Genomic DNA, 13,064 nt, shown 5'->3' with positions numbered 1-13,064 from the left:
TGATTCACAAATTTGTGCGTAATTTCTCCAGTCCGCTGGACGAGAAACGGGATTTGATGCGCTTCACAATTTTACTCACCCTGAGCGACGAGACTGATTCCAGTATCTAAGACTGGAGTCCAGTATGTTGGAATCAAGCAAAGTACCCGCCCTGACACGGGCTATTGATATTCTCAATCTGATTGCCCGCATTGGCCCTTGTAGTGCTGCAACGATCATTGACACATTGGGGATCCCGAAAAGCACGGCCTATCTGCTGCTTAACGAACTTAAACGCCAGCGTTTTCTTAGCCTTGATCACCAGGAAAATTTTTGTTTGTGGACCAAGCTGGTGGAGCTTTCCGCTCATGCGTTAAGCAAGATGGATCTCAGGGAGCTGGCGCGACCACGCCTGACGCAACTGATGGATACCACTGGGCTGTTATGCCACCTTGGGATCATCGATAACGGTAGTGCTTATTACATTCTGAAAGTGGAGTCTTCAGCCACCATCAGTGTGCGTTCCCATGAAGGGAAAAGCCTTTCGCTTTATCGTTCCGGCATCGGGAAATGCCTTCTTGCCTGGCAACCAGCCGCTGTCCAGCAAAGCATTATCGAAGGACTGGTCTGGGAAAAGGCGACACCTACCACAATGACTCATCCACAACTGCTCCACGAGGAACTGGCGCGTATTCGCCGTCAGGGCTGGAGCTATGACAACGGCGAAGATTACGCCGATGTTCGTTGCGTCGCCGCTCCGGTGTTTAACGCCAATAACGAACTTACCGCCGCGATCTCGGTGGTCGGTACTCGCTTACAAATCAACGAAGAATACCGTGATTATCTGGCGGGCAAAGCCATTGCCTGCGCCAGGGATATTTCACGTCTGTTGGGATGGAAAAGTCCCTTTGACTTACAGGCCTCATAACAATGGAGAACATCATGACCTTACCAAAAATCAAACAGGTTCGCGCCTGGTTTACTGGCGGTGCTACAGCAGAAAAAGGCGCTGGTGGCGGTGATTATCACGACCAGGGGGCGAATCACTGGATTGACGATCACATTGCTACCCCGATGAGTAAATACCGCGATTACGAACAGTCGCGCCAGTCATTTGGCATTAACGTTCTTGGCACGTTGATTGTCGAAGTTGAAGCAGAAAACGGCCAGAGCGGTTTCGCCGTTTCAACTGCCGGTGAAATGGGGTGTTTTATCGTCGAAAAACACCTTAACCGTTTTATCGAGGGCAAATGTGTCAGTGATATCAAACTGATTCACGATCAAATGCTCAATGCCACTCTGTATTACTCCGGTTCTGGTGGCCTGGTGATGAACACGATTTCCTGTGTCGATCTGGCACTGTGGGACCTGTTCGGCAAAGTGGTTGGGTTTCCGGTTTACAAACTGTTAGGTGGCGCAGTCCGTGATGAAATCCAGTTCTACGCCACTGGCGCACGTCCGGATCTGGCAAAAGAGATGGGCTTTATCGGTGGCAAAATGCCGACGCACTGGGGGCCACATGATGGCGATGCGGGGATCCGCAAAGATGCCGCTATGGTCGCGGATATGCGTAAGAAATGTGGTGAAGATTTCTGGTTAATGCTCGACTGCTGGATGAGCCAGGACGTGAACTATGCCACCAAACTAGCCCATGCTTGCGCTCCCTATAACCTGAAATGGATCGAAGAGTGCCTGCCGCCACAGCAGTATGAAGGTTATCGCGAACTAAAACGCAACGCGCCAGCGGGAATGATGGTCACCAGTGGTGAGCACCACGGCACACTGCAATCTTTTCGTACGCTTTCAGAAACCGGTATCGACATCATGCAGCCGGATGTTGGCTGGTGTGGTGGCTTAACCACGCTGGTGGAAATTGCCGCAATTGCCAAATCACGCGGACAGCTGGTGGTGCCGCACGGTTCGTCTGTTTACTCCCACCATGCGGTAATCACTTTCACTAATACCCCATTTAGCGAATTCCTGATGACCAGTCCGGATTGTTCAACGATGCGTCCGCAGTTTGACCCCATTCTGCTTAATGAGCCGGTTCCTGTGAATGGTCGTATTCACAAATCAGTACTTGATAAACCTGGTTTCGGCGTCGAACTCAATCGTGACTGCAATCTGAAACGCCCTTACAGCCACTAATCACTCAGGGCGTTGCCGTGATAACGGCAACGCTCACATGTTCTAAGGAGCTTCTTATGAGCACCGCTTTGCTTGACGCCGTGGTGAAGAAAAACCGCGCGCGTTTGATCCCGTTTATGTTGGCACTGTATGTGCTGGCGTTTCTCGATCGTTCGAATATTGGTTTTGCCAAACAGACCTACCAGATTGATACCGGGCTGAGTAATGAAGCTTATGCGCTGGGGGCGGGTATTTTCTTTGTGGTTTACGCGTTTCTAGGTGTACCGGCGAATCTGTTGATGCGCAAACTGGGGGCCAGAACCTGGATTGGTACGACGACACTGCTGTGGGGATTTCTTTCGGCGGCAATGGCATGGGCCGATACTGAAGCGAAATTTCTGATCGTTCGCACTCTGCTTGGCGCAGCGGAAGCCGGATTCTTCCCCGGTATGATTTATCTCACCTCGCAATGGTTTCCGCAGCGTAATCGCGCCAGCATTATGGGGCTGTTCTATATGGGTGCACCGCTGGCATTAACGCTGGGATCACCGCTTTCCGGCGCGCTGCTGGAGATGCATGGATTTATGGGGCATCCCGGCTGGTTCTGGATGTTTGTGATTGAAGGATTGTTGGCAGTCGGCGCTGGGGTATTCACTTTCTTTTGGCTTGATGACACACCAGATCAGGCACGTTTTCTGAGTAAAGAAGAAAAAACGTTGCTTATCAATCAACTGGCAAGTGAAGAACAACAGAAAGTGACTTCTCGACTGAGCGATGCGTTGCGTAATGGACGAGTCTGGCAACTGGCAATTATCTACCTGACCATTCAGGTCGCGGTTTATGGATTAATTTTCTTCCTGCCGACGCAGGTTGCGGCATTGCTGGGGACAAAAGTGGGCTTTACGGCCTCTGTGGTCACCGCTATTCCGTGGGTTGCGGCATTGTTTGGGACCTGGCTTATTCCGCGCTATTCCGATAAAACCGGCGAACGGCGCAATGTCGCGGCGCTGACATTGCTGGCCGCGGGCATTGGTATTGGCCTTTCCGGGCTACTTTCGCCAGTACTGGCAATCGTTGCGCTATGTGTTGCAGCAATAGGGTTTATTGCCGTGCAGCCGGTGTTCTGGACTATGCCGACACAACTGCTTTCTGGTACGGCGCTGGCGGCGGGGATTGGTTTTGTTAACCTGTTTGGCGCAGTGGGCGGATTTATCGCCCCGATCCTGCGCGTAAAAGCAGAAACCTTGTTTGCCAGCGATGCGGCAGGATTGCTGACGCTGGCTGCGGTGGCGGTCGTCGGCTCGCTGATTATTTTCACTCTACGTGTAAGTCGCTCAGTTGTGCAGACTAACGTGGCACATCACTAATAGGTTAAGGAATATGATGAACGCATTATTAACCAATCCCTTCAAAGAACGCTTACGCAAAGGTGAAGTGCAAATTGGTCTGTGGTTAAGCTCAACGACTGCCTATATGGCAGAAATCGCCGCTACTTCCGGTTATGACTGGTTGCTGATTGACGGAGAGCACGCGCCAAATACCATTCAGGATCTTTATCACCAGTTACAGGCGATAGCGCCCTATGCCAGCCAACCCGTGATCCGCCCGGTGGAGGGGAGTAAGTCGCTGATTAAACAAGTACTGGATATTGGCGCTCAAACCCTACTGATCCCGATGGTCGATACTGCCGAACAGGCACGTCAGGTGGTGTCTGCTACCCGATATCCACCCTACGGTGAGCGTGGTGTCGGGGCCAGTGTAGCTCGTGCTGCGCGCTGGGGACGCATTGAGAATTACATGGCGCAAGTCAACGACTCGCTTTGTCTGTTGGTGCAGGTGGAAAGTAAAACGGCACTGGATAACCTGGACGAAATCCTCGAAGTCGAAGGGATTGATGGCGTATTTATTGGGCCTGCGGATCTCTCAGCGTCGTTGGGGTATCCGGATAACGCCGGCCACCCGGAAGTTCAGTGTATTATTGAAGCAAGCATTCGTCGGATCCGCGCTGCGGGTAAAGCGGCTGGTTTTCTGGCTGTGGCTCCTGATATGGCGCAGCAATGTTTGGCGTGGGGAGCGAACTTTGTCGCTGTTGGCGTTGACACGATGCTCTATAGCGATGCCCTGGATCAACGACTGGCGATATTTAAATCAGGCAAAAATGGGCCACGCATAACAGGAAGTTATTAATATCAAAGGCCCATAGGGATTACCTGTGGGCCGGTATGTTAGTTAGTGGTTTTTCGCTGTCAGATCGGCTTCGTTTAGCTGGGTAGTTGCGAGTACCAGGTCACGATCGATGCCCTGTTCCAGCATTCGCAAGGCAATTTTAATGGCTTGTTCATGCATGCCTTCCTGCAAACCTTCTAATTTACCTTGCTGCAAACCTTCAATCTTACCTTCCTGCCAGCCAATTTGGTGTCCTTCCTGCCGCAGCCGTTCAGCAATAGTCATTAATCTCTCCTTTTGTAGTGGTGAACGTTCGGCAATCTCCTCAATAAAGCGGGTGAAACGGGAGGTATCGCCGCATTGCAGCAGATAATTAAACAGCGTTTGCACCTGGCTGTCATTAGTGAAGCCCCTAACCAAAAGCGTGGTGATCCTGTCGATCAGACCGATTAAATCGCGCTCGCGAATATGCTTTTGAATCAGTTCCAGCAGAGCTATACGCCGATGTTGCATGATCTCATCGTCAGGTACGATGGTGATATCCACCAACGGAAAAGCTTCGGTGTACAACTGCCGGGCAAGCTGCGGGTCGTCAAATTCATCCAGCCAGTTAAGTGAATATGGGTAGGGTGAGGTTTCGCCGTGATAAAACAGCATTGGCACTACCAGAGGGACTCTGTCATAGCCTTTGTCCAGATGGCGCTGCATGACGGCAGTGGCATAACGCATCAGTCGAAAGGCCATGTTTTTTTCCGCAGTACTCTGATGCTCAATCACGCAGTAGATATAACCTTCGCCGTCGGTGGTTTCTACCGACCACAAAACATCCGAGTAGTAAGCGCGTAAACTTTTTTCAATAAAACTGGTGGGTTCCAGGCGTAAGGTTTGCAGGTTGCAAAGTTTTCTCAGCGGTTCCGGCAGATGTATTTCCAGAAAATCCCGCGCGGTTTCGGGCGAGAACATAAACGTTTTAAACACCGCATCATGCGGGGAGGATGTTGTTGATTCAGTCATGGTTGTCCGTCACCTGATTTTTATGATGACGGGACATTACGGGGATCGCAGGCCGATGGCATCTGGCAGTTTGAGCCTTTGCGAGACGTTTTCAGAGGAATTTTCACTGTGTTGCAATGCGTACATTTGACGCGGAATCGCGTACGCAAAAATGCCCGATAAGCAATGCGCTTACCGGGCATCAGAAGGAGGTTTAAGCCAGCGCCTGGGCCAGCAGCGTAATCGGATGTTCGCAGCGAAGGCTTGTGGACATCTCAATCTGCCATTTGCAGGTTTCGCAGTCGGTAACGACCAGATCCGCGCCGCTCTCTTCTATCTGGCGGAACAGTGGCGCACCAATGGCTTGTGAAGTGGGGTAGTTCTCTTTTTTGAAGCCGTATGTTCCGGCAATACCGCAGCACTGGGAATCCAGCACTGTCAGCTCAAGACCTGGGATTTTACGCAACAGCTCCAGGGTGTAGAGCGTCCAGCCCATTTTTTCCATATGGCATGGGGTGTGATAAACCACTTTCAGCGGCAGCGGTTTCAGCGGTAACGTTTTGCCTTCGTCCAGCTTGCGCCACAGCCAGCGGGTCGCCAGTTCAATATGATCGCGCAAGCCTTTGTTGTCGACATTCAGCACTTCCGGGTATTCGTCGCGCAGGGCAAATGTACAGGTTGAGGAGGTGGCAATCACCGGAATGCCTTTTACACCCACCGCTTCGCGGATCGATTCTACATTTGTGATCGCCTGTTTACGCGCTTTATCAGTAAAGCCGTTGGCGATTAGCGGCACACCGCAGCATTTTTCTTTGCTGAGTAATTGCACTCCCGTTCCCATCGCATTGAGCACTTTAATTAAATCTTTACCCAGTTGCGGATGGTTGTAGTTGACGAAGCAGCCGTGGAAAAAGGCGACCTGGTCTTTATACTGCGCTTGCTGGGCCGCTACGCTGCGATACCAGCGACGGAACGTGCCGAAGGAGTATTTCGGTAGCGTGCGGCGATGATCGATTTTTAACGCCGCATCAAGCAGCTGCCGTACTGGTTTCAGCGAGGTAGCGGTGTTGACGATTGGCGCGAACGGTGTGGAAACGCTGCCCATCAGATCGGTATGACTTAAAACGAAGTTACGCAGCGAGGGACGCGTGGTGTCATATTTCGCTCGTGCGCGCTGGATGATATCGCCAATCTTCACATCGGACGGGCAGGCGACTTCGCAACGTTTGCAGTTGATGCAATATTTCAGCGCCTCGTCATACAGTGCGCCATCTTTCAAACGCAGACGCTCGCCATCCGGCCCGGCTTGTTTTGGCCCTGGATAGCCGGGATTCACCCGGCTCACCGGGCAGGCGGTGGTGCAGACGGTGCACTTAATGCAATTTTCGAAGCTGGTATCGTTCATTATTGGCCTCCTGCGCGTTGGGCAATCTGTTGAGCGGCATGCAAAGCACTGACAGCACAAACGCCGCCGCCGCATCCCTGGGCGATGGGATCAAATCCGCCCAGCACCGAACCGATGGCAAACAGGTTTTCAATGGTTTGCCCTGCCTGCGACGGGCGTAGCGCCTCGTCAGTGGTTACGCCGAACTGTTGCCACGGTTGCGCAGCAAAAAAGTCACTTCTATACCACTCACCCCGCGTGGGGGTTTGCAGTACATCAAGGCCGAGAATTGGTTCGCGAATGCCGTCGCGTTTTGCCACCAGCCCGCCGCTAAAGAAACTGCCGCTGGCGAGAACCGCGAAACGTGGACGCAGCGGGATGTCGGCGTGATTGCGGGTCCAGATTTCACTCACCACGCCGTTTTTACAGGTGACTTTTTTCACTTCATCGCCCGGCATCCACACGCCGCCCTGGCGTACAAACTGGCGCTGTAACTGGTTTTGCAGACGAATACCCAGCACGGAAGGCGGCAGCGTTGGCAAAAGCATCAGTGAGCAAGGTAGTTTTTCATTCAGCCAGCGCCACAGTTTGTCATCGGCCAGGCCGAAGCAGGCGGGCATCAGGATCATTTCACAGGTATTGGCGACAGGGATTAGTGCATCAATTAACAGCGGCCAGTTTTCTTCGTTATCAAGGAAACGGGCGATATTCACCGCGCGAAACTCGGTGGCGTTATTGCGTAGCACATCCAGTTCCGGCAGTTCAATTTCAGCAGTTTCAACCGAAAGATCCAGTTCGCGCAACGAAGCCGCCGCAAGATGCGCCTGAAAATCCATCAGCCCGCTAATTCCCACCACACATATCTTCTTCGCGGGTAGCGGCCAGACGGGAACTTCTGGCGAACTTAACCAGGTCGAACGCAAAGTGCCGAGCGGGGTAACGCGCTGATGGGCCAGTTCCACGCTGCCCTGCAATTGCGCGCCGCTTTCCGCAATTAATGTCTGCGCCTGACAAGCGAGATCCAGTACGCGTTGTGGGCCGAGAAGACTGTAAGGGTGGGTAGGTGCCTGATGGCACAAAGACTCCAGCCCTGCATGAATGTCTGCCACCGGCTGACCGTCTGGCAGGTGGCTCAGTAGGTCCAGCGATCCGGATGAGAAATGCAGAGCGCTCTGTCCACGGGTGACAATGGCACAGCGCAGACCGTGTTTTTGCAATCGCAGGCCGCAGAGTAATCCGGCAAGACCGCCGCCCATAATGACAGTATCAAATCGCATCTTTCTGCTCCTTCTCCAGACCACACAGTCCCTGATAAACCCAGCGGGTAAATTCGCTTTCGCGCAATGCGTCTCCCCATGCAATGGGCTTCACACCTTTCCAGCGTTCGTTAAGGAAAGTGGAAAGTTGTTCGATAGATTGTGCGGAGGTGGTGACGTTAAAGCGTTGCAGCAGCCCGGCGGCGCGGCAGGCGCAGAGCTCGCCCTGGCAGGTGCCCATCCCCACACGGGTGCGACGGCGTAAATCTAACAGGCTATTCACGTTTAGATTTTCTACCGCGTACTGAACTTCGCCAGCGGTAACGGCTTCACACTCACAAACCAGGCTGCGGTGCAAACGGCCTTCGCTTAACCATGCTGGCGTGCGATCGCCATGACGGTAAACCGCAGAGCCGCGTAGTGGGGCAGGAAGGGAAATGACTTTACGTAAGGTGACTTCAGCAGGTTCCTGTGAACCAGGAAGTGCCAGATCGGCGGTCGTACAGGGGCGCGTGTTGCCCAGCTTGCGGCAGACGGCATCCGTAGCCCATTCCGCCATCAGACGATAGGTCATCAGTTTGCCGCCGGTGATGGTGATAAATCCGTCCAGACCATCGCGTTCGGCATGGTCGAGCAGCACGATGCCACGACTGACGTTACGGCCGCTCGGGTCGTCATCGCTGGCAACCAACGGGCGCACGCCAGAGTAGGCCCGCAAAATGCGCGTTTTCGCCATAACGGGGGCCAGTTTTTCCCCTTCACGCAGCAGAATATCCACTTCTTCTGCCGTCACTCGGTTGTCGTCTATCTCATCGTAATTAATGCGTAAAGAGGTGGTGCCAATCAGCGAAATGGTATCGCCAGGCACCAGAATATCGGCGTCGGAAGGTTTACGGCAGCGGTTGATCACATGCTGATTAATGCGGTGGTCCATGATCAGCAGCGATCCTTTCGCTGGGAACATGCGAATGCGCAGATCGGCATATTCGGCAATGTGTTGCCCCCAGATCCCGGCGGCATTAACTACGACAGGCGCATGAAGTGCCTGAGTTTCGCCGGTGAGATGATTACGTACACGAACACCGCACACCGTCGCGCCTTCACGAATTAGTCCCGTGACTTCATGAGCGGTAAGGATAACGGCACCATGTTCTTTTGCATCGAGCATGTTCGCTGCGGTCAGCCGGAATGGGTCAACGGTGCCATCCGGAACTTTTACCGCGCCAATCAGTGCCGGGTTAACGGAAGGTTCGATAATGCGTGCTTGCTGCGGATCAATGGCTTCAGCACTGATTCCAGCCTCTTCGCAAGCACGAATAAAAGTCGCCTGGAAGGAGAGATCATCTTCCGGCAGGGTGATAAACAGGCCGTTGGTTGGTTCGACACAGTGACGCGCAATGCGTTTTAAAATCTGGTTTTCACTAATACATTCGCGGGCCGATTCCGCATCGGTAACCGCATAGCGTGCGCCGCTGTGCAGCAGACCGTGGTTACGCCCGGTGGCTCCCGTTGCGATGTCGTGGCGTTCAACCAAAATCACTTTCAGCCCGCGCAGGGCACAGTCGCGGGCAATCCCGGCTCCCGTTGCGCCGCCGCCAATGATAATCACGTCACTTGTTTGCGAATCGCGAGTTTTCATTGTTATCCCTCAAAAGTTCGTTTTGTCTCATTTAGCCACAGAAAAAACATGGATTGTTTGATTTCGCGCATAATCGCTCATAATTCGAAAGTGAAACGTGATTTCATGCGTCATTTTGAACATTTTGTAAATCTTATTTAATAATGTGTGCGGTAATTCACATTCATGGAATGAATGATTAATTAACATCGCGGCAACTCAAGAAACGGCAGGTTCTTCCATTGAATCAGGCTGTTAATCATAAATAAGACCACGGCCACGGAGGCTATAAATGTTGAGTATTTTTAAACCAGCGCCACACAAGGCGCGCTTACCTGCTGCGGAGATCGACCCGACTTACCGTCGATTACGCTGGCAAATTTTCCTGGGGATATTCTTTGGTTATGCCGCTTACTATTTGGTTCGTAAGAACTTTGCTCTCGCGATGCCCTACCTGGTGGAGCAGGGGTTCTCACGAGGTGATTTAGGTTTTGCCCTTTCAGGGATCTCAATTGCCTACGGATTTTCCAAATTCATCATGGGGTCAGTGTCGGACCGCTCGAATCCGCGCGTTTTCCTGCCGGCAGGTCTGATTCTTGCTGCGGCAGTTATGCTTTTTATGGGCTTTGTACCGTGGGCGACATCGAGCATTGCGGTGATGTTTGTGCTGCTGTTCCTCTGCGGTTGGTTCCAGGGGATGGGATGGCCGCCGTGCGGTCGTACTATGGTGCACTGGTGGTCGCAGAAAGAACGTGGCGGCATTGTGTCGGTGTGGAACTGTGCGCATAACGTCGGTGGTGGTATTCCGCCGCTGCTGTTCCTGCTGGGGATGGCCTGGTTTAATGACTGGCACGCGGCGCTTTATATGCCGGCTTTCTGTGCCATTCTGGTGGCTCTGTTCGCCTTTGCGATGATGCGCGATACCCCACAATCTTGTGGCCTGCCGCCGATCGAAGAGTACAAAAATGATTACCCGGACGACTATAACGAAAAAGCGGAACAGGAACTGACCGCGAAACAGATCTTCATGCAGTACGTGCTGCCGAATAAACTGCTGTGGTACATCGCCATCGCCAACGTGTTCGTCTATCTGCTGCGCTACGGTATCCTCGACTGGTCACCGACTTACCTGAAAGAGGTGAAACACTTCGCGCTGGATAAATCCTCCTGGGCCTACTTCTTCTATGAGTATGCGGGCATTCCAGGCACTCTGCTGTGCGGCTGGATGTCGGACAAAGTCTTCCGCGGTAACCGTGGGGCAACCGGCGTCTTCTTTATGACTCTGGTGACTATCGCCACCATCGTTTACTGGATGAACCCGGCAGGCAACCCAACTGTCGATATGATTTGTATGATTGTTATCGGCTTCCTGATCTACGGCCCAGTCATGCTGATTGGTCTGCACGCGCTGGAACTGGCGCCGAAGAAAGCGGCAGGTACGGCGGCGGGCTTTACCGGACTGTTTGGTTACCTTGGTGGCTCCGTAGCGGCAAGCGCGATTGTCGGCTACACCGTTGACTACTTTGGCTGGGATGGCGGCTTCATGGTGATGATTGGCGGCAGCATCCTGGCGGTTATCTTGTTAATTGTCGTGATGATTGGCGAAAAACGTCGCCATCAGGAATTACAGCAAAAACGCAACGGAGGCTAATGGCATGAAATTGACGCTGAAAAAACTTAGCATGGCTATCATGATGAGTGGAATGATCATGGGAAGCAGTGCAATGGCGGCGGATAACAGTGAGAAAATAGTGATTGCCCATCGCGGCGCCAGTGGTTATTTGCCGGAGCATACGCTGCCTGCAAAGGCGATGGCGTATGCGCAGGGGGCCGATTATCTTGAACAAGATTTGGTGATGACGAAGGACGACCATCTGGTCGTTCTGCATGACCACTATCTTGACCGGGTAACCGATGTTGCCGATCGTTTCCCGGATCGGGCGCGTAAAGATGGCCGTTACTACGCGATAGATTTTACACTGGATGAAATTAAGTCTTTAAAATTCACTGAAGGCTTCGATATTGAAAACGGTAAAAAAGTGCAGACTTTTCCCGGGCGTTTCCCGATGGGTAAATCTGACTTCCGGGTGCACACTTTCGAAGAGGAAATTGAATTTGTTCAGGGGCTAAACCATTCGACCGGGAAAAATATTGGTATCTATCCAGAGATTAAAGCGCCGTGGTTCCATCATCAGGAAGGGAAGGATATTGCGGCAAAAACCCTGGAAGTGCTGAAGAAATATGGCTACACCGGTAAGGATGATAAGGTTTATCTGCAATGCTTTGATGCTGATGAACTGAAGCGTATTAAGAATGAGCTGGAACCTAAAATGGGTATGGACCTCAACCTGGTACAGCTGATTGCCTATACCGACTGGAACGAAACTCAGCAGAAACAACCGGACGGAAGCTGGGTTAATTACAGCTATGACTGGATGTTCAAGCCGGGTGCCATGAAACAGGTGGCGGAATACGCTGATGGTATTGGCCCGGATTACCATATGGTGATTGATGAGACATCGCAGCCGGGTAATATCAAGCTTACCGGAATGGTAAAAGATGCACAGCAGAATAAGCTGGTGGTGCATCCTTATACCGTGCGGGCCGACAAGCTACCGGCCTACACAACGAATGTGAATCAGCTTTATGACATTTTGTATAACAAAGCTGGAGTGAACGGTTTGTTCACTGACTTCCCGGATAAAGCGGTTACCTTCCTGCAACAACAGAAATAATCTCACCTTCGGCATTCCGGTCTGCCCGGAATGCCGCTTTGCTTCTGTAACAAGTCCATTTTTGTACACAAAAATCTTAAGGATTTCTTAAGGCAACACTTTATATTTCCATCCTGATAATTAACGTACACATAGTGCCGGATGGTAAGTAATGGTGTCAGGAACGGAAGACGAACAATTTGAACGTTGGTGGGCGACCAAAGGAGACTGGGTCGAAGAACCCAATTATCGACGCAATGGTATGAGTGGTGTGCAGTGTGTAGAGCGCGATGGTAAAAAGCTTTATGTGAAGCGTATGACTCAGCATCTCTTTCATTCGCTGCGCTATCCCTTTGGACGCCCGACGATTGTGCGGGAGATTGAGGTGATAAACGATTTGGAGCGCGCGGGCGTTATCGTGCCGAAAATCGTATTTGGTGAAGCAATCAAACGAGAAGGGGAATGGCGGGCGCTACTGGTTACCGAGGATATGACCGGTTTCATCAGTATTGCAGACTGGTATACACAACATGCTATTACCCCTTACCCAGACGATGTGCGTGAAGCAATGCTACACGCGGTGGCACAAGCGTTTAAAAAAATGCATAGCGTCAAGCGTCAGCATGGCTGTTGCTACGTTCGTCATATTTATGTGAAAACGGAGGGTGTGGCGGAAGCGGGGTTTCTTGATCTGGAAAAAAGTCGCCGCCGATTGCGTCGTCAAAAAGCATCTCAGCATGATTTCGCCCAACTGGAGAAGTATTTATCTCCCATTCCTCCCGACGACTGGGAGCAGGTGAAAGCGTATTACTACGCCATGTAATCGT

General features: G+C 52.1%; 11 protein-coding genes. 7 read left to right on the top strand and 4 right to left on the bottom strand.

Annotated elements, in window-relative coordinates; translation table 11 throughout:
* Positions 1-124: 124 nt before the first annotated feature.
* From D9734_RS10050 to yfaU, 4 genes are read left to right on the top strand one after another with little or no spacing between them, the layout of a single operon-like run.
* Positions 125-907 carry an IclR family transcriptional regulator gene (locus D9734_RS10050; protein ID WP_130207169.1) on the top strand — a complete coding sequence of 261 codons (783 nt, stop codon included), beginning with the start codon at positions 125-127 and terminating at the stop codon, positions 905-907.
* Between the two features lie 14 nt (positions 908-921).
* Positions 922-2,127, top strand: coding sequence for an L-rhamnonate dehydratase (gene rhmD / locus D9734_RS10045; protein ID WP_130207168.1), 1,206 nt, complete (start codon positions 922-924; stop codon positions 2,125-2,127).
* Positions 2,128-2,183: 56 nt separating this feature from the next.
* Positions 2,184-3,473 (top strand): MFS transporter, encoded by a 1,290-nt coding sequence (locus D9734_RS10040; protein ID WP_130207167.1) that lies wholly within the window; start codon positions 2,184-2,186, stop codon positions 3,471-3,473.
* 16 nt (positions 3,474-3,489) lie between these two features.
* On the top strand, positions 3,490-4,293 hold the full coding sequence (gene yfaU / locus D9734_RS10035; protein WP_130207590.1) for a 2-keto-3-deoxy-L-rhamnonate aldolase: 804 nt from the start codon (positions 3,490-3,492) through the stop codon (positions 4,291-4,293).
* A 42-nt stretch (positions 4,294-4,335) separates the two neighbouring features.
* Here the strand turns inward: yfaU and D9734_RS10030 are convergent, their stop codons facing one another.
* The 4 genes from D9734_RS10030 to glpA all read right to left on the bottom strand — a co-directional run bounded on the left by D9734_RS10030 (position 4,336) and on the right by glpA (position 9,544).
* Positions 4,336-5,286 (bottom strand): ISNCY family transposase, encoded by a 951-nt coding sequence (locus D9734_RS10030; RefSeq protein ID WP_130207166.1) that lies wholly within the window; start codon positions 5,284-5,286, stop codon positions 4,336-4,338.
* A gap of 193 nt (positions 5,287-5,479) precedes the next feature.
* Positions 5,480-6,670 carry an anaerobic glycerol-3-phosphate dehydrogenase subunit GlpC gene (gene glpC / locus D9734_RS10025; protein WP_001000377.1) on the bottom strand — a complete coding sequence of 397 codons (1,191 nt, stop codon included), beginning with the start codon at positions 6,668-6,670 and terminating at the stop codon, positions 5,480-5,482.
* Complete coding sequence (gene glpB, locus D9734_RS10020) at positions 6,670-7,926, bottom strand: glycerol-3-phosphate dehydrogenase subunit GlpB (protein WP_130207165.1); 1,257 nt, start codon at positions 7,924-7,926, stop codon at positions 6,670-6,672. Before glpB ends, glpC begins: the two co-directional genes overlap by 1 nt.
* Positions 7,916-9,544 carry an anaerobic glycerol-3-phosphate dehydrogenase subunit A gene (gene glpA / locus D9734_RS10015; RefSeq protein WP_130207164.1) on the bottom strand — a complete coding sequence of 543 codons (1,629 nt, stop codon included), beginning with the start codon at positions 9,542-9,544 and terminating at the stop codon, positions 7,916-7,918. The genes glpB and glpA overlap by 11 nt, the downstream gene beginning before the upstream one ends.
* Before the next feature lie 271 nt (positions 9,545-9,815).
* Here glpA and glpT point away from each other — a divergent pair, with 271 nt between their 5' ends.
* The 3 genes from glpT (at position 9,816) to inaA (ending at position 13,060) form a co-directional block, all read left to right on the top strand.
* Entirely contained in the window at positions 9,816-11,174 is a 1,359-nt protein-coding gene (gene glpT, locus D9734_RS10010) for a glycerol-3-phosphate transporter (RefSeq protein WP_064526704.1), read from the top strand.
* 4 nt (positions 11,175-11,178) lie between these two features.
* Positions 11,179-12,258, top strand: a complete 1,080-nt coding sequence (gene glpQ, locus D9734_RS10005) for a glycerophosphodiester phosphodiesterase (RefSeq protein WP_130207163.1) — start codon at positions 11,179-11,181, stop codon at positions 12,256-12,258.
* A gap of 151 nt (positions 12,259-12,409) precedes the next feature.
* Positions 12,410-13,060 carry a lipopolysaccharide kinase InaA gene (gene inaA / locus D9734_RS10000; protein WP_130207162.1) on the top strand — a complete coding sequence of 217 codons (651 nt, stop codon included), beginning with the start codon at positions 12,410-12,412 and terminating at the stop codon, positions 13,058-13,060.
* The last annotated feature ends 4 nt before the right edge of the window (positions 13,061-13,064 follow it).

This window comes from Escherichia sp. E14S1, assembly GCF_004211995.1.
Lineage (GTDB): Bacteria > Pseudomonadota > Gammaproteobacteria > Enterobacterales > Enterobacteriaceae > Escherichia.
Note: the sequence above shows the minus strand (reverse complement) of the source record. Positions and strands in the feature narration are given on the sequence as shown.